The 22,366-nt window shown below is 66.7% G+C and carries 18 protein-coding genes; 15 read left to right on the top strand and 3 right to left on the bottom strand.

The window, feature by feature from the left end; translation table 11 throughout:
- Positions 1 to 35: 35 nt before the first annotated feature.
- Positions 36 to 1,106, bottom strand: a complete 1,071-nt coding sequence (locus U858_RS0116505; protein ID WP_025138252.1) for a LysR family transcriptional regulator — start codon at positions 1,104 to 1,106, stop codon at positions 36 to 38.
- 392 nt (positions 1,107 to 1,498) lie between these two features.
- Between U858_RS0116505 and U858_RS0116510 the strand changes: the two genes are divergently transcribed.
- From U858_RS0116510 to U858_RS0116535, 6 genes are all read left to right on the top strand, one after another.
- On the top strand, positions 1,499 to 2,695 hold the full coding sequence (locus U858_RS0116510; protein ID WP_081821632.1) for an efflux RND transporter periplasmic adaptor subunit: 1,197 nt from the start codon (positions 1,499 to 1,501) through the stop codon (positions 2,693 to 2,695).
- 36 nt (positions 2,696 to 2,731) lie between these two features.
- Positions 2,732 to 5,950 carry an efflux RND transporter permease subunit gene (locus U858_RS0116515; protein ID WP_025138254.1) on the top strand — a complete coding sequence of 1,073 codons (3,219 nt, stop codon included), beginning with the start codon at positions 2,732 to 2,734 and terminating at the stop codon, positions 5,948 to 5,950.
- 67 nt (positions 5,951 to 6,017) lie between these two features.
- On the top strand, positions 6,018 to 7,499 hold the full coding sequence (locus U858_RS0116520) for an efflux transporter outer membrane subunit (protein ID WP_025138255.1): 1,482 nt from the start codon (positions 6,018 to 6,020) through the stop codon (positions 7,497 to 7,499).
- Positions 7,500 to 8,458: 959 nt separating this feature from the next.
- Entirely contained in the window at positions 8,459 to 8,989 is a 531-nt protein-coding gene (gene thpR, locus U858_RS0116525) for an RNA 2',3'-cyclic phosphodiesterase (protein WP_025138256.1), read from the top strand.
- Between the two features lie 86 nt (positions 8,990 to 9,075).
- On the top strand, positions 9,076 to 9,636 hold the full coding sequence (locus U858_RS0116530) for a 5'-3'-deoxyribonucleotidase (RefSeq protein ID WP_025138257.1): 561 nt from the start codon (positions 9,076 to 9,078) through the stop codon (positions 9,634 to 9,636).
- 94 nt (positions 9,637 to 9,730) lie between these two features.
- Positions 9,731 to 11,068, top strand: a complete 1,338-nt coding sequence (locus tag U858_RS0116535) for an NAD(P)H-dependent oxidoreductase (RefSeq protein WP_025138258.1) — start codon at positions 9,731 to 9,733, stop codon at positions 11,066 to 11,068.
- 71 nt (positions 11,069 to 11,139) lie between these two features.
- On the opposite strand, the gene U858_RS0116540 is transcribed toward U858_RS0116535, so the two are convergent.
- Positions 11,140 to 11,901, bottom strand: a complete 762-nt coding sequence (locus U858_RS0116540) for a FadR/GntR family transcriptional regulator (RefSeq protein ID WP_025138259.1) — start codon at positions 11,899 to 11,901, stop codon at positions 11,140 to 11,142.
- A 134-nt stretch (positions 11,902 to 12,035) separates the two neighbouring features.
- The gene (locus U858_RS0116545) at positions 12,036 to 12,773 is read right to left on the bottom strand and encodes an SDR family NAD(P)-dependent oxidoreductase (protein WP_025138260.1); all 738 of its coding nucleotides are present in this window, start codon (positions 12,771 to 12,773) and stop codon (positions 12,036 to 12,038) included.
- Positions 12,774 to 13,013: 240 nt separating this feature from the next.
- On the opposite strand from U858_RS0116545, the gene U858_RS0116550 reads away from it, so the two are divergent.
- The 9 genes from U858_RS0116550 to U858_RS0116590 are packed head-to-tail and all read left to right on the top strand — an operon-like array spanning position 13,014 to position 22,360.
- Positions 13,014 to 13,820, top strand: coding sequence for a shikimate dehydrogenase (locus U858_RS0116550; protein WP_025138261.1), 807 nt, complete (start codon positions 13,014 to 13,016; stop codon positions 13,818 to 13,820).
- 44 nt (positions 13,821 to 13,864) lie between these two features.
- A complete protein-coding gene (locus U858_RS0116555) occupies positions 13,865 to 15,100 on the top strand; it encodes a branched-chain amino acid ABC transporter substrate-binding protein (protein WP_025138262.1) in 1,236 nt (411 codons plus the stop codon).
- Between the two features lie 5 nt (positions 15,101 to 15,105).
- Positions 15,106 to 16,047 carry a branched-chain amino acid ABC transporter permease gene (locus U858_RS0116560; protein ID WP_025138263.1) on the top strand — a complete coding sequence of 314 codons (942 nt, stop codon included), beginning with the start codon at positions 15,106 to 15,108 and terminating at the stop codon, positions 16,045 to 16,047.
- On the top strand, positions 16,044 to 17,324 hold the full coding sequence (locus tag U858_RS0116565; protein WP_029953977.1) for a branched-chain amino acid ABC transporter permease: 1,281 nt from the start codon (positions 16,044 to 16,046) through the stop codon (positions 17,322 to 17,324). Before U858_RS0116560 ends, U858_RS0116565 begins: the two co-directional genes overlap by 4 nt.
- The gene (locus U858_RS0116570; protein WP_025138265.1) at positions 17,321 to 18,073 is read left to right on the top strand and encodes an ABC transporter ATP-binding protein; all 753 of its coding nucleotides are present in this window, start codon (positions 17,321 to 17,323) and stop codon (positions 18,071 to 18,073) included. The genes U858_RS0116565 and U858_RS0116570 overlap by 4 nt, the downstream gene beginning before the upstream one ends.
- The gene (locus U858_RS0116575) at positions 18,070 to 18,789 is read left to right on the top strand and encodes an ABC transporter ATP-binding protein (protein WP_025138266.1); all 720 of its coding nucleotides are present in this window, start codon (positions 18,070 to 18,072) and stop codon (positions 18,787 to 18,789) included. The genes U858_RS0116570 and U858_RS0116575 overlap by 4 nt, the downstream gene beginning before the upstream one ends.
- Positions 18,790 to 18,847: 58 nt before the next feature.
- Positions 18,848 to 19,651 carry an SDR family NAD(P)-dependent oxidoreductase gene (locus U858_RS0116580; RefSeq protein WP_025138267.1) on the top strand — a complete coding sequence of 268 codons (804 nt, stop codon included), beginning with the start codon at positions 18,848 to 18,850 and terminating at the stop codon, positions 19,649 to 19,651.
- A 37-nt stretch (positions 19,652 to 19,688) separates the two neighbouring features.
- Entirely contained in the window at positions 19,689 to 21,872 is a 2,184-nt protein-coding gene (locus tag U858_RS0116585; protein ID WP_025138268.1) for a thiamine pyrophosphate-dependent enzyme, read from the top strand.
- Complete coding sequence (locus tag U858_RS0116590; protein ID WP_025138269.1) at positions 21,869 to 22,360, top strand: VOC family protein; 492 nt, start codon at positions 21,869 to 21,871, stop codon at positions 22,358 to 22,360. The genes U858_RS0116585 and U858_RS0116590 overlap by 4 nt, the downstream gene beginning before the upstream one ends.
- The last annotated feature ends 6 nt before the right edge of the window (positions 22,361 to 22,366 follow it).

Raw genomic sequence — 22,366 nt, forward strand, 5'->3', positions numbered from 1 at the left:
TACGGGGTTTCCCGCGTTTTCGACGCTTTTGCCGACTACAACGCGTACTCGGCAGCCTCTTCCCGGGCGGTGCGGCGGCGCGGGGGCATTTCGGGCGAATTGGCAGCGGCCACGCCAGCCACGGCCATCTGCTTGGCCTGGCTGATCTGGCGTTGCTGGAACACGCCGCAGCTGACGGCGGCCGGATCGGTTTCGTCGCGGCCGCTCAAGAGCGGGCAGCTGGCGAACAATTCGGCGACCCAGTCGGCAAATGCCCGCACCTTGGGCGACAACTGGCGGCTTTGCGGGTACAGCACCGAGATTGCCGTGGTGCTGGGTTTCCACTGAGGCAGCACTTCGATCAGCTCGCCCGATTGCAGGTACGGCAGCGCCATGTAGCGCGGCGTCTGGATCAGGCCGAAGCCCTTTAGGCCGCAGTCCAGGTAGGCGCCGGCTTCATTTACGGCAACCGTGCCGCGCATGTCGACTTCCTGGTGCTTGCCGTCGATCTTGAAGTCCCAAGGGCAATTGCGGCCGCTGCGGCTGGAGAAATAATGCACCGCGTGGTGGTCGCGCAGGTCTTCGATGGTCTGCGGCATGCCGTGGCGCGCCACGTAGGTGGGCGACGCGCAGGTCACCGTCTGCAAGGTGCCGATGCGGCGCGCGACCAGGCTGGAATCTTCGAGGTCGCCGGCGCGGATGACGCAGTCCACGGCCTCTTGCACCATATCCACGGGGCGGTCGCCCAGACCGAGCACCAGCTCGACGTCCGGGTATTTGTCGTGAAAATCACACAATGACGGGATTAGAATCAGCCGCCCGATACACGTGGGCACGTCGATGCGCAGGCGCCCCTTCAGGCGCAGGGCCGCTTCCTGGAAGCAGGCCTCGGTTTCTTCGACGTCGGCCAGAATGCGCACGCAGTGCTGGTAATAGCCCGCGCCGTCGGGCGTCAGGCCGATACGGCGCGTGGTGCGGTTGAGCAATCGCACGCCCAGCAGGCGTTCGAGATTCTGGATGATGGTCGTGACGGTGGTGCGCGGAAGCGAGAGGCTGTCGGCCGCCCGGGTGAAGCTATTGGCATCCACGACGCGCACAAACACCTGCATAGCCTGAAAACGGTCCATGGCGACGGTGTCCTATTAGGGCAGTTGGTCGGGGTGTACGGAGCATAACGCGTTTCCGGCCGGGATTAGACAAATCTGCCGAACAGTGTTGCCGAATAACACATGTTTATCCGCTCGGGCAAAACACTCAGAATTCAAACCATCTTGAAGTGCCCGTGCCGCCCGGCGCCATCAAAGGGCCTGTCAATCCTCAGATTCCGACCACGCGAGAGCCCGTCCCCCAAAGACACTCTCAGCCAAGGGAAACGTAACAGTGTTGCATGCTGCACCGCAGTATGACATCGGTGTTTCAGGACTGACAGACCCGCCGCGATGCCGCCCCCGCCGCCACCCGCCCCCCTCGCGGTCCCCGGCAAGTGCGCTTCACCCCGACACCACCCTCAAGGAACATCATGGTTTCGCGTAATCGTATTGCTGTGCTCGTCGTTTTCGCGGCCGTCATTGCGGCCGGCGGTAGCTACGCCCTGTTTCGCGCCCCTGCCGGCGCCAATGCTGCCCAGGCGCAAGGCGCCCCGGCGGCGCCTCCCGTCGAAGTGGCCGAAGTGGTCAGCAAGACCATCGTCGACTGGCAGCGGTATTCCGGCCGGCTGGAAGCCATCGACCGCGTGGACATCCGTCCGCTGGTCTCCGGCACCCTGACCGCCGTGCACTTCCAGGACGGCAGCATCGTCAAGAAGGGCGACGTCCTGTTCACCATCGACCCGCGCCCCTACGCGGCCGAAGTGGACCGCGCCGCCGCTGCCCTGACCGCCGCCAAGGCCCGCGCCTCGTACACGGCCACGGAACTGGCCCGCGGCCAGCGCCTGTTGACCGACAACGCCATCGCCCGACGCGACTTCGAGGAAAAGCAGAACGCCGCCCGCGAAGCCGCCGCCAACCTGCAAGGCGCTCAAGCCGCGCTGGACTATGCCAAGCTGAACCTGGGCTACACCCGCATCGAAGCCCCGGTCGCCGGCCGCGTGTCGCGCGCGGAAGTCACGGTGGGCAACGTGGTCGCCGCCGGCGCCACCTCGGTGCCGCTGACGACCCTGGTGTCGGTCTCGAAGATGTACGCCTCGTTCGATGTCGATGAGCAGACCTTCCTGAAGTACGTGAACCCCGCCCGCAACGGCAAGGCTGGCTCGGTGCCGGTCGAGCTGGGCCTGGCCAACGAGGAAGGCTATTCGCGCACCGGCTTCGTGCAATCGGTGGACAACCGCCTGGACGCCACGTCCGGCACCATCCGCGTGCGCGCCGAGTTCGACAACGCCGACGGTTCGCTCCTGCCCGGCCTGTACGCCCGCATCCGCCTGGGCGGCAGCGACCCGCGCAGCGCCGTGCTGATCGACGAAAAGGCCATCGGCACCGACCAGGACAAGCGCTTCGTGCTGGTGCTGGACGACAAGAACCACGCCAACTACCGCCAGATCAAGCTGGGCGCCAACCAGGAAGGCCTGCGGGTCGTGGATTCCGGCTTGGCCCCTGGCGACCGCATCGTGGTCAACGGCTTGCAGCGCGTACGCCCCGGCGACGCCGTCAGCCCGACCGTGGTGCCCATGGTCACGGCCCAGCGCAACCCGGTCAAGACCGCATCGGCCAACGCCAACTAAGCGGCCGGTGACAAGACAAGCAGAACGAGAACGTTCATGAATATCTCGAAATTCTTCATCGACCGGCCGATCTTCGCCGGGGTGTTGTCAATATTGGTGCTGCTGGGCGGCCTGCTGGCCATGTTCCAGCTGCCCATCTCGGAATACCCGGAAGTGGTGCCGCCGTCCGTGGTGGTGCGCGCGCAGTATCCGGGTGCCAACCCCAAGGTCATCGCCGAAACCGTCGCCTCGCCGCTGGAGGAATCCATCAACGGCGTGGAAAACATGCTGTACATGCAGTCGCAGGCCAACAGCGACGGCAACCTGACGCTGACGGTCAACTTCAAGCTGGGCGTGGACCCGGACAAGGCGCAGCAGCTGGTGCAGAACCGCGTGTCGCAGGCGCTGCCGCGCCTGCCGCCGGACGTGCAGCGCCTGGGCGTCACGACGACCAAGAGCTCGCCCACGCTGACGCTGGTGGTGCACCTGATCTCGCCCAACGACCGCTACGACATCACCTATCTGCGCAACTACGCGATCCTGAACGTCAAGGACCGCCTGGCGCGCATTACCGGGGTGGGCGAAGTGACGGTGTGGGGTTCGGGCAACTACTCCATGCGCGTCTGGCTCGACCCGCAAAAGGTCGCGCAGCGCGGCATGACGGCCAGCGAAGTGGTGGCCGCCATCCGCGAACAGAACGTGCAGGTCGCTGCCGGCGTGATCGGCGCGTCCCCCACCCAGGGCGACGTGCCGCTGCAGCTGAACGTGAATGCGCGCGGCCGCTTGCAGACCGAAGAGGAATTCCGCGACATCATCCTGAAGACCTCGCCCGACGGCGCCGTGACGCACCTGTCGGACGTGGCCCGCGTGGAACTGGACGCGCAGGAATATGGCCTGCGTTCGCTGCTGGACAACAAGCAGGCGGTCGGCATGGGCATCATGCAGTCGCCGGGCGCCAACGCGCTGGACGTGTCGTCGCAGGTGCGCGCCGCCATGGTCGAGCTGTCCAAGGACTTCCCGCCGGGCGTGGAATACCGCATCGAATACGACCCGACCCAGTTCGTGCGTTCCAGTATCGAAGCCGTGGTGCACACGCTGCTGGAAGCCATCGCGCTGGTGGTGCTGGTGGTGATCCTGTTCCTGCAGACCTGGCGTGCGTCGATCATCCCGCTGCTGGCGGTGCCGGTGTCCATCGTCGGTACCTTCGGGCTGCTGCTGATGTTCGGCTATTCGATCAACGCGTTGTCGTTGTTCGGGATGGTGCTTGCCATCGGGATCGTGGTCGACGATGCGATCGTGGTGGTGGAAAACGTCGAACGCAACATCGCGGCGGGCTTGAGTCCACGGGATGCGACCTATCGCGCCATGCGTGAAGTCAGCGGCCCCATCATCGCCATCGCGCTGACGCTGTGCGCCGTGTTCGTGCCGCTGGCCTTCATGACGGGCCTGACCGGCCAGTTCTACAAGCAGTTCGCCATGACCATCGCCATTTCGACGGTGATCTCGGCCTTCAACTCGCTGACGCTGTCGCCGGCCCTGTCGGCCCTGCTGCTCAAGAGCCACCACGACAAGCCGGACTGGCTGACCCGGGGCATGAACCGCGTGTTCGGCCGCTTCTTCAACTGGTTCAACAACATGTTCGGCCGCGCCTCCGAGAACTACGGCGTGGGCGTGGCAGGCGTGATCCGCCGCAAGGCCGGCGCCATGGGCGTCTACGTGGTGCTGGTGGCGGCCACGATCGGGGTGTCGTACCTGGTGCCCGGCGGTTTCGTGCCGGCGCAGGACAAGCAGTACCTGATCGGCTTTACCCAGCTGCCCAACGGCGCGTCGCTGGACCGCACGGAAGAAGTGATTCGCCAGATGAGCGACATCGCCCTGAAGGAACCGGGCGTGCAAAGCGCGATCGCGTTCCCCGGCCTGTCGATCAACGGCTTCACCAACAGCTCCAGCGCGGGCATCGTGTTCGTGGCCCTGAAGCCGTTCGACGAACGCAAGGGCGCGGCGCTGTCCGGCAACGCCATCGCGGCGTCGCTGAACCAGAAGTTCGGCGCCATCCAGCAGGCGTTCATCGCCGTGTTCCCGCCCCCGCCGGTGCTGGGCCTGGGTACGCTGGGCGGCTTCAAGCTGCAACTGGAAGACCGCGCGGCGCTGGGCTATGCCGAGCTGGACAAGGCCAAGCAGGCCTTCCTGGCCAAGGCTCGCCAGACGCCTGAACTGGGCCCCGCGTTCTCGAGCTACGAGATCAACGTGCCGCAGCTGGACGTCGACCTGGACCGCGTGAAGGCCAAGCAGCTGGGCGTGCCGGTGACCGAAGTGTTCGACACCATGCAGATCTATCTGGGCTCCATGTATGTCAACGACTTCAACCGCTTCGGCCGCGTGTTCCAGGTGCGGGCCCAGGCCGACGCGCCGTTCCGCGCCCACGCCGATGACATCCTGCAGCTGAAGACCCGCAATGCCGCGGGCGACATGGTGCCGCTGTCGTCGCTGGTGACGGTGAAGCAGACGTTCGGTCCGGAAATGGTGGTGCGCTACAACGGCTACACCGCCGCCGACATCAACGGCGGCCCGGCCCCCGGCTACTCGTCGGACCAGGCGCAAGCCGCGGCCGAGCGCGTGGCGGCGGAAACCCTGCCGCGCGGCGTGAAGTTCGAGTGGACGGACCTGACGTACCAGCAGATCCTGGCGGGCAACGCCGGCCTGTGGGTGTTCCCGATCAGCGTGTTGCTGGTGTTCCTGGTGCTGGCCGCGCTGTACGAAAGCCTGACGCTGCCGCTGGCCGTGATCCTGATCGTGCCGATGAGCATCCTGGCGGCGCTGACGGGTGTGTACCTGACGGGCAACGACAACAACATCTTCACGCAGATCGGCTTGATGGTGCTGGTGGGGCTATCGGCGAAAAACGCGATTCTTATCGTGGAATTCGCCCGCGAGCTGGAAATGAACGACGGCCGCTCCCCGCTGGAAGCCGCCATCGAGGCCAGCCGCCTGCGTCTGCGTCCGATCCTGATGACGTCGATCGCGTTCATCATGGGGGTCGTGCCGCTGGTGCTGTCGTCGGGCGCAGGCTCGGAAATGCGCCACGCAATGGGTGTCGCGGTGTTCTTCGGGATGCTGGGCGTGACGTTGTTCGGCCTGTTCCTGACGCCGGTGTTCTACGTGCTGCTGCGTTCGATGAGCGGCAAGACGCTGCACTCGGCCGCGCAGCATGAAGCGCCGGTGTGCGTGCCGCACATCGACCCGAACGCGCCGCCCGCCACGCAGCACAACGCCTGAGCCAGCCTGGAAAAATAGCCAGCGCGCCCCGTCTTGAACGGCGGGGCGCGCGCCCAAGAGAATCGTCATGAAGACCAAAAGACTGATCCGCGGTTCCGCCCTGCTTGCCGTCCTGCTCGTGCTGGCCGGCTGCGCGGTGGGCCCGACTTATGAAAGGCCCGCGGCCGCCGCACCGGCGGCCTACAAGGAAGCCGCCCTGCCCGCTTCGGAAGCGGGCACCTGGAAGGCCGCCGAGCCGTCGGAAGACGCGCTGCGCGGCGCCTGGTGGAAGGTGTTCGGCGACGAAGGCCTGAACCAATTGCAGGACGAGGCCCAAAAGGCCAACCAGAACCTGCAGGCCGCCGCGGCCCGCCTGAAGCAGGCCCGCGCGCTGCAACGCGAGGCGCGCGCCGGCTTCTTCCCGAGCCTGGACGCCGCCTTCGGCCCCAGCCGCCAACGCCCGTCGGCCGTGTCGCAAGGCCTGCCGGACGGCACGCCGACGAACCCGAGCACGACCTGGCGCGCACAAGGCACGGTGTCTTATGAAGCCGACCTGTTCGGCCGCGTGGCGTCGACGTCGGACGCAGCGACGGCAGACGCGCAGCAAAGCGAGGCGCTGTACCGCTCGGTGCTGCTGGCGTTGCAAGCCGATGTGGCGAGCACGTATTTCCTGGTGCGCGAGCAGGACGCAGAATCGGCGCTGTATAACCAGACGGTGAAGCTGCGCACGGACACGCTGCAGCTGATCCAGCGCCGCTACGACGCGGGCGATATCAGCGAGCTGGACCTGGCCCGCGCGAAGGCCGAGCTGGCTTCGGCGCAATCGGAAGCGCTGGGCATCGACCGCCGCCGCGCGGCGGGCGAGCACGCGCTGGCAGTACTGCTGGGCCGCGCGCCGTCGGAATTCACGATGCCGCCGCAACCGATCCAGAAGGTGGCCCTGTCGATCCCGGCAGGCCTGCCGTCGACGCTGCTGGAACGCCGTCCGGACATCGCGGCCGCTGAACGCGCGATGGCGGCAGCAAACTCGCGAGTGGGCGCAGCCAAGTCGGCATTCTTCCCGCGTCTGGACATCACGGGCGCATTCGGCTACGAATCATCGGAACTGGGCAACCTGTTCCAATGGTCGAGCCGCACGTTCCTCTTGGGCCCGCTGGTGGGCGCCGCGCTGTCGATGCCGATCTTCGACGGCGGCCGCCGCCAGGCCGGCCTGGACCGCGCCCGTGCAGTCTACGAGGAAGACGTGGCGGTGTACCGCCAAACGGTCCTGAACGCGTTCCGCGAGGTGGAAGACAATCTGGCAAATCTGCGAATTCTGGCGGACCAGACGCGGGCGCAAGATGCAGCAGTGGAAGCATCGGCACGGGCGGCAAAGCTGTCGCATACGCAATACCGTGAAGGCTCGATCAGCTATCTGGATGTGATCGAAGCTGACCGTAGTGTGCTGTTGCAGCAGCGGGTTGCGGTGCAGTTGAGTGGTGAGCAGGCGCGGTCGGCTGTGGATTTGATTCGGGCGATTGGGGGCGGGTGGGGGAATCCTGTGCCTGATGCTGTTGCTGCTAATCCTTGAGTGTTTCTTTGGATGGTGGGCCCTGCGGGAAGTAGTTCCTGTGGGGTCTTTTTTTTGGCGGTGATTTGATGTTTGGGCAGAGGGGTGGGCTTCGTAGGTCGCCCGTCGCGGGGGTGGCTTGCGGAGTGGGCGCCCACGATTGCGGTCCGGAGCCTTCGCTCCGGACTTCCCCCTCGTCATCTTCGTCCGCCTTCGGCTCCCTTCAGATTCCCTCGGGCGCATCGAGGTTGCCCACTCCGCAAGCCACCCCCGCGCCGGGCTACGCGTGTCTCGGTTAGTTGCGCTGCTAGACCTGTGTACAGGGAATGGAATCTGCAGGGTCGCCAAGCCGCGGCCGCGCGGGCGGCCACGTTTGGCATTGCGTTGGTGGATTGTGTTGCGACGGCGCTTCGCGCTGTTGGGGATTGGTTTTCTATTGGGTCGCACATCGTGGGGGTGGGGCGGTGATGGGCGGCGCGGCAGGCGCTTGATTGCGCATGCTGACTGTCTCGCGCGCCGCCCATCAGGCGCTGCACACTGACGTGACACTCCACGGCATCCGCGCCACTAGAAAACAGCACCGCTACCTATACGCGAGAGCGTCATCGGCGCCCGCAAGACGCCGTGTAAGCTTCGTAAGGCCGCCCGCGCGGCCGGCACGAAGCGGGCAACGCCCTACCCCGCCCACCCCCACTGACCGTGAGAAAAACGCCAAGCACACCACCCGCCCCAGAATCCGAGGCCAATCCGCAGTGTGAGCGCTTGGCGGTGTCGGTGTGGGGTGGGCGGGGCGTGTAGATGCGCCCGACGGAATCCGTAGGGAGCCGAAGGCGTACGAGGATGAGGACGGGGCAGTCCGGAGCGAAGGCTCCGGACCGCAATCGTAGCCCCGCCCACCCCACACCGACACCGCCAAGCGCGACTTAAGAACCCAAACCAAGGCACACCAAAAACTCCCCCACGGTCCTACAATCACCGCCATGTCTACGACTCGCCTTTTCTACGCGCTCTGGCCTGACGCTCCGTTGGCCACCACGCTTGCCTCTTGGGCCGATCAGGCTCGCGCGCACGCGCAGGGGCGGGTCATGCGGACCGAGACCTTACATATGACGTTGGCGTTTCTTGGGGCGGTTGATCAGGAGATTGCTGACGAATTGATTGATGCCACGCCCTACCATCGGTTGATTCCGGGGGCGGTGACCCTGGATCAGTACGGGGTTTTTGCGCGGCAGCGCATCTTGTGGGCGGGGCCCAGTCAGGTGCCGGATCTGTTGCAGGCGACCCATGATGGGTTGTGGCTGTGGTTGTCGGCGTTTGGGTTGGTGCCGCCGACGCAGCCGTTTCGGCCGCATGTGACCTTGCTGCGCAATATCGAGCAGGTCGAGCCACCGGCCGAGGTGCCTGCGCCGCAGGTGTGGCGTTATGACCGGATGGTGCTGGTGGCGTCGGAGTCGTCTACCGGGGGCAGCCGCTATCGCGTGGTGGCCCAGTCGCGGCCGCAGCCGGTTTAGGCGTTGCCTGGGTCTGGATAGGCGCGGCTGACTGGCCTTGACGCACTCTGGCACAATCGAGCGCGTCGCAACGACTTAGGATTTTCATGATCATCCTGCTCGACCAAGACGGCGTGCTGGCCGACTTCGAACATGCGTTTATCGATGCCTGGAATGAGCGTCATCCCGATATTGCGCCGGTGGCGTTTGAAGACCGCAAGTCTTTCTACATTCGTGAAGACTATGCGCCGGAACTGCGCGGCATGGCCGAGGCCATCTATACCGCGCCGGGGTTCATTCGCAATCTGCCTCCCGTTGCGGGGGCGCTGGATGCGGTGAAGGAATTGCTGGCGTTGGGCATGGATGTGCGCATCTGCACGTCGCCGTTGTCGCAATTCGAGAACTGCGTGACCGAGAAGTATCTGTGGGTGGAAAAGCACCTGGGGCGCGAAGCGACCAACCGGCTGATCCTGACCAAGGACAAGACGCTGGTGCAGGGCGATCTGCTGATCGATGACAAGCCGCTGATCCAGGGGGCGGTCAAGCCGCGCTGGAAGCATATTCTGTTCGATGCGCCCTATAACCGGGGGGTTACCGACCGGCCGCGCATCAACTGGAGCAACTGGCGCAACGTGCTGGCCGGGGAGCTTTATACCGCGGACGAATGACATCGGATGGGTGGCCAATCCGGGCCTGTTCAGTCGTCATGTTTTAGGACTATCCTGTGGTGCTGTATCCCCATTTCCTGGAGGAGCCTGCACCATGAATCTGCACCGTCTGCTCAAGCAGCGAGAAGCCGACCACAAGCCCTTGCGCGTAGCGCTGCTGGGCGCCGGAAAGTTTGGCGCGATGTTCATGAGCCAGGCTCCGCGCACGCCGGGCATGCGCCTGGTGGCGGTGGCTGACCTGGCGCCCGACCGGGCCCGCGCGGCGCTGACCCGGGTGGGGTGGCCGGCGACGGCGCTCAATGCGGCCAGCGTCAATGACGCGTTCAAGAACGGCAAGGTGTATTTCAGCGACGACCCGTACGCGGTCATCGCCAGCCCCGATGTCGATATCGTCATCGATGCCACCGGCCAGGCGGCCGCGGGCATCGGGCACGTGCTGGCCTGCTGCGAATACGGCAAGCACATCATCATGGTCAATGTCGAAGCCGACGCGCTGGCGGGGCCGTTGCTGGCCAGGCGGGCCCGCGAGGCGGGCATTGTGTATTCGCTGGCCTATGGCGACCAGCCGGCGTTGATCTGCGAAATGGTGGACTGGGCGCGCGCCAGCGGCTTCGAGGTCATGGCGGCGGGCAAGGGCACCAAGTACCTGCCTGAATTCCATACGTCGACGCCGGATACCGTGTGGCCGTACTACGGCTTCACGGCCGAAATGGTGGCGGCCGGCGACTTCAATGCGCAGATGTTCAACAGTTTCCTGGATGGCACCAAGAGCGCCATCGAAATGGCGGCGGTGTCCAATGCCACGGGGCTGTTGCCGTCGCCGTCGGGGCTGCACTTTCCGCCTTGCGGGGTGGATGACCTGGCGCGGGTGCTGCGGCCGCGCGAAGACGGCGGCATCCTGCATCATCGCGGGCAGGTCGAGGTGATTTCCTCACTTGAGCGCGATGGGCGGCCAGTGTTTCGCGACCTGCGCTGGGGCGTGTACGTGACGCTCGCGGCCGATAGCGATTATGTGCGCCGCTGCTTCAAGGAATACGGACTGGTCACCGACCCCGGCGGCAACTACACGGCCATGTACAAGCCCTATCACCTGATCGGCCTGGAACTGGGCATCAGCGTGGCCAGCGTGGGGTTGCGCCGCGAACCCACGGGTGCGCCGGCCGGCTGGCACGGCGACGTGGTGGCCACGGCCAAGCGCGATCTGCAGGCCGGGCAGCTGCTGGACGGCGAAGGCGGCTACACGGTGTACGGCCGCTTGATGCCGGCGCGCGATTCGGTCGAAGAAGGCTACCTGCCGCTGGGGCTGTCGCACCAGGTCAAGCTCAAGCACGCGGTGCGCCAGTCGCAGGCGATTCGCTGGAGCGACGTCGAATACGACGACCGCTCGCAGGCGGTGCAGTTTCGCCGCGAGATGGAACAGACCTTCGCTTGAGGGCTGGCCTGCGGCGGTCGCTACCACGACTCGCCCGCCGCAGCGCGCTCATTCGTCCACGCCTACCGGGTTCACACCGGCGCCGGCCGTTCCGCCTGGAACAGCCGCAGCCGGTCGGCCGCGTTGCGCAAGTGCTGTTCGGCTGCGCGGCCCGCGGCGTCGGGGTCGCCGTTTTCGATGGCGGCGAAGATCGCCTGGTGTTCGCTCTGCACCGCCGCCATGCGTTCGGCATACCGGCGCGCGGTGTTGTTGCGCGCGCTGCGGATGACACGCCGCACATTGGCTTCCAGGTAGTCGTTCAGCGCCACCAGGTGCGGGTTGTGGGTGGCCTGCACGATGGACTGGTGGAACTGGTAGTCCTCCTCGTCGCCCAGCTTGTCGTTGATCAGCGCGTATTCCATGCCGACCAGCGCCTGGCGCATCTTTTTCAGGTCGGCGTCGGTGCGGCGTTGCGCGGCGTAGCGGGCCGCGGTGACTTCGATGGACAGCATCAGTTCCAGGATGTGTTCCAGGTCCTGGCTGTCGCCCGGGGACGGCGCGGCAATGCGGAAGGCGTTGCGCTGGAAGTTCGGGTCGACGAAGACGCCGCTGCCTTGCTGCGACGTGATCAGGCCTTCGGACTTCAGGCGCGCCAGCGCCTCGCGCACCACGGCGCGGCTGACGGAGTAGATCTCGGTCAGTTGCTTTTCGGTGGGCAGGCGGTCGCCAGGCGCGAGCGCGCCCTGGCGGATCTGCTCGGCCAGCGCGTCGGCCACGCCCGCGGATAGCGAATGCTTGGGCGCGGCGCGTTGCGGGTCGGGGTCCCGCCGGTCCTGTTCGGATATGGGCTGCATGAGGTTCATTAAAACGTAAGGCGGCTCGCTGGGCGGCTACCTTGGGTTATAGGAGTTTTCGACGTTTCACTGCGGCCGCGCCCTTGAAAATTATAGGATTTTGCCGGGTTGCAAGGGCACGGCGGTTTGAGACTTTACGCGATATAGATGCCGCCGTTGACCTGCATGACTTCGCCCGTGACGAAGCCCGCCAAGGGCGAGCACAGGAAGGCGATGGCGCCGGCGATTTCGTCGGCGGTGCCAAAGCGCTTGAGCGGGGTGCTTTCCAGCAACTGGGCGCCCTTCTGGCCGATCAGGTCGTGGGTCATGGACGTGGCGATGATGCCGGGCGCCACCGCGTTCACGCGGATCTGGGGCGCCAGTTCCAGCGCCAGGCTGCGGGTGAAGCTCTGCACCGCGCCCTTGGACGCCGAATAGGCGGCGTGGGCGTAGCTGCCGCGCTGCGCGGCCAGCGAGGTCAGCAGCACGACCGAACCATTCTGGCGCAGGTGGCGCTGGGCGGCGCGGCAGACGTAGAAGGTGCCGTCCAGGTTCACGCCCATCAGCTTTTTCCAGGCCTCGTCGCTGGTGTCCTTGACCAGCTGTTCGGGGTAGATGCCGGCGCAGTGCACCAGGTGGTCCAGCCCGCCGAAGTGCTGCGCGGCGCGTTCCAGCACGCGGTCACAGTCGGCCGAGGCCGCCACGTCCAGCGCATGGGTGTAGACCCGCTGGCCGCTGGCGTCCAGTTCGGCGGCCACCTCTTCCAGGCGCGCCTTGTCGATATCGGTCAGCACCAGCCGGGCGCCGTGTGCGGCCATCAGCCGCGCGGTCGCCAACCCGATGCCATTGCCCGCGCCAGTGATGGCCACTACCTGTCCTTCGAACGAAATCATGCTGTCTCCAAAGCTTTGTTCGAGCGGCCCGCGCCGGATCCCGGCGGCCGCCCACGAATTCGATTGAACCGCCGAATCCGTTGCTTGACACGGGAAAAACGCTTGCCCTATGATTTATCGGACAACTTAATAAAGTTGCCTGACAACTTGTGATGAAAGCGTAAATCAAGCCGCGCTTCCAGGCAAGGGCGTCAGCAAAAAGCACGGCCTAGGGCCGCAGGACAGGCAGGGGACAACCAGGTGGACATCACCGGCAGCACTACCGTATTCGCGATCGCGGCAGACCCGATCGCGCACGTCAGGACGCCCCAGCGGCTCAATGCCCTGCTGCGCGAGCGCGGCGTGGACGGCGTGATGGTCCCCTTCCACGTCAAGGCCGCCGCGCTGCCCGCCCTGTTCGCGGGCCTGCGCGGCCTGGCCAACCTGGGCGGCATCGTCGTGACCGTACCGCACAAGGAAAGCGCCGCCGCCCTGTGCGATGCGCTGACCCCGGCCGCGCAATTGATCGGCGCGGTCAACGCCGTGCGCCTGCAGGATGGCTGCCTGACCGGCGGCAACTTCGACGGCCTGGGTTTCGTGGCCGGCCTGCGCAGCCAGGGCCACGACCCGACCGGACGCCACGTCTACCTGGCGGGCCTGGGCGGCGCCGGCAAGGCCATCGCCTGCGCCATCGCCGAGGCCGGCCCGGCCAGCCTCTGCCTCTACAACCGTTCGCCGGACAAGGCCGAGGCCCTGGCCGAACGCCTGGCGCATCATTACCCCGCGCTGGCCATCCACATGGGCGGCCCCCGCCCCGAGGCCTGTGACATCGCGATCAACGCGACCTCGCTGGGCCTGGCCGACACCGATCCCCTGCCCTTCCCGCTGGACGCCCTGGCGCCCGGCACCGTCGTGGCCGACGCCGTGATGAGCCGCGTCGACACGCCGCTGCTGCTCGCCGCCGCCGCGCGCGGCTGCCGCACGCATCCCGGCCTGTACATGCTGGAAGGCCAGCTCACCGAAATTGCCCGCTTCCTGGGCATACAAGAGCCGCATCAAGCAGCTTGATTGATTCACGGACCCCACACTCCCGTCCCACGGAGGAGACACGCATGAAATTGGCTTTCACTACCGGCCTGCTGTGCCTGGCCGGCATTGCCGCATCCGCGCAGGCCGCGCCCGTCAAGATCGGCCTGATCGAAACGCTGTCGGGCCCGCAGGCCTCGACCGGCCTGATGTTCCGCGCCGCGGTCAAATATGAACTGGACCGCATCAATGCGGCCGGCGGCTGGAACGGCCAGCCGCTGGAACTGGTCGAATTCGACAACCAGGGCGGCCCGGTGGGCGCATCCGATCGCTTCCGCGCAGCGGCCGCCGAAGGCGTGCAGATCCTGGTGCAAGGCTCGTCGTCGGCCATCTCGGGCCAGCTGACCGAAGACGTGCGCAAGCACAACCTGCGTAACCCGGGCAAGGAAGTCGTCTTCCTGAACGTGGGCGGCGAAGCCCTGGAACTGACGGGCCAGAAGTGCCACTTCTATCATTTCCGCTTCACCACCAATGCCGACCTGCGCGTGAAGGCGCTGGCCTCTGTCATGTCGGCCGACGGCACGCTGGGCAAGCGCGTGTACGCCATCAACCAGAACTATTCCTGGGGCCAGGACATGGAAGGCGCCACCGAGCGCTTCGCCAAGCAGTACGGCTATGAAGTGGTGGGCAAGACGCTGCACGAAGTCAACAAGATTCAGGACTTCGCGCCCTACGTGGCCCGCATCCGCGCGACCAACCCCGACACCGTCATCACCGGCAACTGGTCCAACGACCTGCTGCTGCTCATGAAGGCCACGCAGTCGGCCGGCCTGAAGGTGCGCTTTGCCACGGTGTTCCTGGACCAGGTGGGCAACCTGGCCAATGCTGGCGACGTGGCGCTGGGCCACTACATCGCGCACCCGTACAACATCGAGGCCGCGGGCGAAGAGGGCGCCAAGTTCGCCGAAGACTACAAGGCCAAGACCGGCCACTACCCCAGCTACACCGAACCGCAGACCGTCATCGGCATCACCTTCCTGGGCGAAGCGCTCAAGCAGGTCCAACCCAAGGACGGCAAGCTGTCGGTACCGGACCTGGCCCGTGCGCTGGAAAAGGTCACCTACACGTCGCCACTGGGCACCTACACCATGCGCGCCGAAGACCACCAGGTGCAACTGCCGATGGTGGTGTCCAAGGTCAGCAAGAACGCCAAGTACAAGGCCGATGGCACCGACATGGGCTTCGAGCCGGTCAAGGTGCTGGCCGCGGCGGACGTGTCCGCGCCGGTGCAGGCCACCTGCAAGATGGTTCGACCGGACTGATGGCTATGGAATACTTTACGGTCTCGCTGTTGAACGGCGTGATCTACGGCCTGCTACTTTTCATGGTGTCGGCAGGCCTGACGCTGATCTTCGGCATGATGGGCGTGCTCAACTTCGCGCACGCCTCGTTCTACATGATAGGCGCGTACGCCGCCTACACCCTGGCGCCCGTTACCGGGTTCTGGATGGCTCTGGTGCTGGCCACCGTCATCGCGGGCGTGCTGGGCATGGGGGTGGAACGCTTCTTCCTGCGCCGCGTGCACAAGTTCGGCCACGCCCAGGAACTGCTGGTGACCTTCGGCCTGGCGTTCATCGTCGCCGAGCTCATCAAGCTGTTCTACGGCGACTTTCCGGTCGACTACCGCGTGCCGGCCTTCCTGAATTTCGCGGCGTTCCGCGTGTTCGATGCCGACTACCCCTTCTATCGCCTGCTGATGGGCGGCGTGTCGCTGGCGATGTTCGGCGTGATCTACCTGCTGCTGTCGCGCACCCGCGTCGGCATCGTGGTGCGCTCGGCCATCTACCGGCCGCGCATGGCAGAAGCCCTGGGCCACAACGTGCCGCTGGTGTTCATGAGCGTGTTCGGCGTGGGCGCGGCCATGGCCGGGTTGGCCGGCGCGGTGGCCGGCGCCTTCTACACCACCAATCCGAACATGGCGCTGGAACTGGGCGTGCTGGTGTTCGTGGTGGTCGTGGTGGGCGGATTGGGGTCGCTGGGCGGCGCCATGATCGCATCGCTGCTGATCGGCCTGATCAGCTCGTTCTCGGTCGGCATCGACGCCAGCCTCGCAACCCTGTTCGGCCTGTTCGGCGCCGGCGAGTGGGCCGAAAGCGTGGGCGGCCTGATGACCGTGAAGATATCCAGCCTGGCCGCCACGCTGCCCTTCCTGCTGATGCTGGTGGTGCTGCTGGTCAAGCCGTCGGGCCTGAAAGGAGAGCAAGCATGAGCCAGGCCATGAGTTCCACTGGCCGCATCTCGGCCGCCTTGCTGCTTGTCGTCTGTGTCGCCGCGCTGTGCGCCCTGCCCTGGCTGCTGCCGGCAGGCCAGCTGGTTGCGGCGGTGCAGATGCTGATCGCGGCGCTGTTTGCCTGCGCCTTCAACCTGCTGGCGGGCCAGGGCGGCATGCTGTCGTTCGGCCACGCGGCGTATTTCGGCGTGGGCACCTTCGCCACCATCCACGCCATGAATGCACTGGGCGGCGCGGGCCTGTTGCCCACGCCCTTGATGCCGCTGGCAGGCGGCGTGGCCGGCCTGCTGTTCGGCCTGGTCGCCGGCTGGTTCGCCACCATGCGGTCCGGCGTGTATTTTTCGATGATCACGCTGGCGCTGGCCGAGCTGCTGCACGCGCTGGCCCCGCACCTGAAAGGCGTGTTCGGCGGCGAAGCGGGCCTGTCGGCCATGCGCATGCCGGCCTGGGGTTTTTCCTTCGGGTCCGACATCGAGGTGTATTTCCTGGTGCTGGCCTGGGTGCTGGTGTCGCTGGCCGCGCTGTACGGGCTGACCCGCACGCCGCTGGGCCGCCTGACGCTGGGCCTGCGCGAAAACGCCAACCGCCTGCGCTACCTGGGCTACCGCCCGCATACGCTCAAGACCCTGGTGTTCGCCTTGTCGGCCATGTTTGCCGGCATTGCCGGCGGCTTGCAGGCGCTGAACATCGAAGCCGGCAACTACGTGCTGTTCGAGGTCAAGCTGTCCACCGACGCGGTGCTGTTCGCCTATATCGGCGGCGTCAACGCGTTCTTGGGCCCCGTGCTTGGCGCATCGATCCTGACCTTCCTGTCGCAGACGCTGGCCGACATCACCCGTTCGTGGCTGCTGTACCAGGGCGTGCTGTTCGTGCTGGTGATGCTGTTCGTGCCGGACGGCCTGGTGGGCCTGGTGCAGCGCGCCGCCAAGTCGCTGCGCGAGCGCGGCCTGGCCGACTGGCTGCCGCGCGCCGCCGTGTCGGTCGCCAGCGGCCTGCTGCTGACGGCCGCCACGGTCTTCAGCGTGGAACTGCTGCAACGCATGTTCGCCCGCGACTACCGTGCGCTGCTGGCGATGAACCCCGATGCCGGCTGGCCCGCCATCGCGCTGTTCGGCCGCGACTGGGCGCCGCTGGCGCTGTCCACCTGGCTGGTGCCGCTGGCGTTGTTCGCCGCGGGCCTGGCCGCCTGCCGCTGGGCCATGGCCCTGTGGCGTAGCGGCGGCGATGCCGCGCCCGTGCTGGAGGCCGCGCGATGAGCCACGAAATCCTGACACTGACGGATGTGCGCAAGTCGTTCGGCGACGCACAGATCATTCGCGGCGTGAACCTGCAGGTGGAAGCCGGAGAACGCCATGCCGTCATCGGCCCCAACGGGGCCGGCAAATCGACGCTGTTTCACCTGATGTCCGGCTCGTTCGCGCCGACCTCGGGCGACATCACCCTGCGTTCGCGTTCCATCGGCGGCCTGCCGCCCGAGCAGATCAACCGCCTGGGGCTGGCACGCTCGTTCCAGATCACCAACGTGTTCCCGCGCCTGTCGGTGCGCGAGAACCTGCGCCTGGCGGTGCTGCGCATGCACGGGCTGGTCTACAACTTCTGGCGCCCCATCGCCCGCCACCGCGCGGTGAACGAAAACGTCGACCAACTGCTGGAAAAGGTGCGCCTGGCGCCCAAGCAGCACACCGCGGCAGGCGACCTGAACTATTCCGAGCAGCGTTCGCTGGAAATCGGCATGACGCTGGCTTCGCGTCCCAAGGTGATCCTGCTGGACGAGCCGATGGCGGGCATGTCGCAGCACGAGGTCGACTACACCGTCGAACTCATCAAGGACGTGACGCGCGACTGCACGCTGCTGATCGTCGAACACGACATGCAGGTGGTGTTCTCGCTGGCCGACCGCATCAGCGTGCTGGTCTACGGCGAAATCCTGGCCACCGGCACGCCGGCCGAGATCCGCGGCGACGCCCGCGTGCGCGAAGCCTACCTGGGAGAGGAAACGGTATGAGCATGCAATCCCCCCTGCTGGCGCTGCAAGGCGTGCACGCCCACTATGGCAAGAGCCACATCCTGCACGGCATCGATCTGACGGTGAATCGCGGCGAAGTGGTCAGCCTGCTGGGCCGCAACGGCGCCGGCCGTTCCACCACCATGAAAAGCATCATGGGGCTGGTGGACGTGACCGCCGGCCAAATCACCGTCGAAGGCCGCGACATCACTGGCAAGCGCCCCTTCGAGATCGCGCGCGCCGGGCTGGGCTTCGTGCCGGAAGAACGCGAGGTCTTCGCCAACCTGACGGTGGACGAGAACCTGCGCATGGGCGAACAGCCACCGCGCCCCGACGCGCCCGCATGGACGATCGAGCAGATGTTCGGCTACTTCCCCCGCCTGAAAGAGCGGCGCAACACGCGTGCCGGCAACCTGTCCGGCGGCGAACAGCAGATGCTGACCATGTGCCGCTCATTGCTGGGCAACCCCAAGGTCATGCTGATCGACGAACCCACCGAAGGCCTCGCGCCCAAGATCGTGGAAGTGATCGCCGATGTGATCCGCGACATCCACCAGCGCGGCGTATCGGTGGTGCTGGTCGAACAGAAGTTGACCATCGCGCTGAAGGTCTCGACCCGCGTCAGCGTGATGGGCCACGGCCGCATTGTTTTCGAAGGGCCGCCCGCGCAACTGCACGAGCGCCAGGACGTCGTGCAGGAATGGCTGGCGGTCTGACGCCGCCCGCGAACCTGCTCACGACATACCCCCATCACGCACCGTTAAAGGCAAGCACTTGGACACGACCCCTGAAGTACCGCAGTCCGACGTCATCCACCCCGATCTGCGCGGCAAGACCGTGGTGATCACCGGCGGCGCCAAAGGCATCGGCTACGCCACCGCCCAGGCCTTCGTCCGCCAGGGCGCGCGCGTCGCGCTGCTGGATATGGACCCGGCCGCGCTGGCCGAGGCCGTGGCCGGCCTGCAAGCCGCCGGCGGCGAAGCCCTGGCCGCGCAGGCCTCGGTCACCGACGCCGATGCCGTGGAGCGCGCCTTCGCCCAGGTCGAACAGGCCTGGGGCGGCATCGACGTGCTGGTCAACAACGCCGGCATCTCGGCCAACAAGCCCACGCTGGACGTCACCGTGGACGAATGGCGCCGCGCCGTCGACATCAACCTGACCGGCGTGTTCCTGTGCGCCCAGGCCGCCGGGCACCGCATGGTGCCCAAGGGCGAGGGCTGCATCATCAACCTGGCGTCGATGTACGGCGTGGTGGCGGCGCCCGACCGCGCGGCCTACTGTGCCACCAAGGGCGCGGTGGTGCTGCTGACCGAGACACTGGCCGTGGAATGGGGCCCGCAAGGCGTGCGCGTCAATGCGCTGGCGCCGGGCTACGTGGAAACGGACCTGGTGCGCGACCTAGCCGCGCGCGGCCGCCTGGACCCCGAACGCCTCAAGCAGCGCACGCCGCTGCGCCGCATGGCGCAGCCGGCCGAAATGGCCGACCTGGCGGTCTTCCTGGCCTCGCGCCAGGCCGCCTACATCACCGGACACACCCTGGTGGCCGATGGCGGCTGGAGCCGCTACAGCTACCTCTGACCGCATCGACGCTTACCTATCTTCTGGAGATTCACTCATGGCCACCTACCAACCGCTCGGCTCGCAAGCGCCCTGGCGGCAATTGACGGTCGACGCCAGCGACTGGCAGCAGGCGGACCCCGCGCTGCTGGCCACCATGCTGACGCAGCTGCACTGGATTCGCGCCTTTGAAGAGGCGGTGCTGGACCTGGCCGCCGCAGGCCTGGTGCACGGCCCGGCGCATTCGTCCGTGGGGCAGGAAGGCGGCGCCGTCGGTTCGGTGCTGGCGCTGGGCGCCGGCGACCAGATCAACGGCTCGCACCGCGGCCACCACCAGTTCCTGGCCAAGGCCTTGCAGCATGTCGCGCCGCTGGGCCTGGACCCGCGCCACCCGCTCACGCCCGCCATCGACGAAGTGCTGCACAAGACGCTGGCCGAGATCATGGGCCTGGCGCAAGGGTATTGCCGCGGCCGCGGCGGCAGCATGCACCTGCGCTGGCTGGAAGCCGGCGCGCTGGGCACCAACGCCATCGTCGGCGGCGGCGTGCCGCTGGCGGCCGGCGCGGCCTGGGCGCATCGCCATGCCGGCACCGACCGCGTGGCCGTCACCTACTTCGGCGACGGCGCGGTGAACATCGGCTCGGTGCTGGAAACGATGAACCTGACGGCCGCGTGGAAAACGCCGCTGTGCTTCTTCATCGAAAACAACCGCTATGCCGTGTCGACCACGGTGGAAGAATCCACCGCCGAGCCGCGCCTGTCGGCCCGCGGCCAGGCCTTCAACATCCCGGCCTGGCAGGTCGACGGCATGGACCCCCTGGCCGTGCACCTGGCCATGTCCGAAGCCGTGGCCCACATGCGCGCCGGCAACGGCCCGACCATCATCGAAGTGGATGTGTACCGCTTCTTCCACCAGAACGGCCCCTTCCCCGGCAGTGCCTTCGGCTACCGCAGCAAGGAAGAAGAAGCGGCGTGGCGCCGCCGCGATCCGCTGGACAGGATCGCTGCCGAGATGATCGGCCGCAAGCTCATCACGCAGGCCGAAGTCGATGCGCTGCGCCAGCAATGCAAGGACGTGATGAAGGACGTGTCGGGCCGCCTGACCGAAGCGGCCGACGGCGGCAAGCGGCGCGTGCGCGCCGACCTGTGGCCGCGCCCCGACTTCCGTGACGTGGGCCTGCGCAGCGACGGCTCGGAACTGGAAGGCCTGCGCTACCAGGACGTCGCCGACCACACCGGCGCCCGCGTCGAACGCAAGTTCGTCGATGCCGTGGCCGACGTGCTGGACCGCCGCATGGAAGCGGACCCGGGCGTCGTCGTGCTGGGTGAAGACGTGCACCGCCTGAAGGGCGGCACCAACGGCGCCACCCGCGGCCTGAAGGACAAGTACCCCGACCGCGTGCTGGGCACGCCCATTTCCGAAAACGCCTTCGCCGGCCTGGGCGGCGGCCTGGCCATGGACGGCCGCTACAAGCCGGTGGTGGAATTCATGTACCCCGACTTCATGTGGGTCGCGGCCGACCAGATCTTCAACCAGATCGGCAAGGCCCGCCATATGTTCGGCGGCGACATCGACGTGCCGTTCGTGCTGCGCACCAAGGTCGCGATGGGCACGGGCTACGGCTCGCAGCACTCGATGGATCCGGCCGGCGTGTTCGCCACCGCGCCCGGCTGGCGCATCGTCGCGCCGTCCACGCCCTACGAATACATCGGCCTGATGAATACCGCGCTGGCCTCCAAGGACCCGGTGCTCGTGATCGAGCACGTCGACCTGTACGCCTCGTCGGGCGAAGTGCCCGATGGTGACCTGGATTACGCCATTCCCTTTGGCAAGGCACGCGTGCGCCGCAACGGCAACAAGGTCACGGTGCTGACCTACCTGTCGATGGTCAGCCGCGCCCTGCAGGCCGCCGAAGAGGCCGGCGTGGACGCCGAAGTGATCGACCTGCGCACCCTGGACCGCGCCAGCCTGGACTGGGACACCATCGGCGCCAGCATCCAGAAGACCAACAACGTGCTGATCGTGGAGCAAGGCGCGCGCGGCACCTCGTACGGCGCCATGCTTGCCGACGAGATCCAGCGCCGCTACTTCGACTGGCTGGACCAGCCGGTCAAGCGCGTCACCGGCGGCGAAGCCTCGCCCAGCATTTCCAAGGTGCTGGAACGTGCGGCCTTCGCCGACACCGAAGAAGTCATCGCCGGCCTGGCCGACGTGCTGGCCGACCTGGGAGAACAGGCATGAGCGCCCCCCTGGACATGACCGTGCCGATGGAAGTCGGCCTGTGCTGCGCCGACCTGGACGCCATGCTGGCGTTCTACACCGACGTGGTGGGCCTGACGCTGGTGAACCGCGTGAGCGTGCCCGCCGACAAGGCCCGGGCCACCGGCCTGACGCAACACGGTTACGACGTGGCACGCCTGCAGACAAGCTACGGCGAGCGCATCAAGCTCTTGCAACCCACCAAAGCCCCGGAACCCGCGGTGCGCGGCGTCGCCATCCTGGACCGCCAGGGCGCCACCTACCTGACCTTCATCGTGCGCGACCTGGCGGGCACCGTGGCGCGCCTGCAAGCGCGCGGCGTGGCGTTCGACAGCGCGCCCGCGCCGATGCAAGTGCGCCCCGGCACCTGGCTGGCGTTCTTCCGCGACCCCGAGGGCAATGTGCTGGAACTGGTCGAATACGACGACCCGGCGGCCTACCGGCCCGACCTGGCCGCGCACGCAGAATAGGACGAA

Source organism: Achromobacter sp. DH1f (assembly GCF_000633435.1).
Taxonomy (GTDB): Bacteria; Pseudomonadota; Gammaproteobacteria; order Burkholderiales; family Burkholderiaceae_B; genus Achromobacter; species Achromobacter deleyi.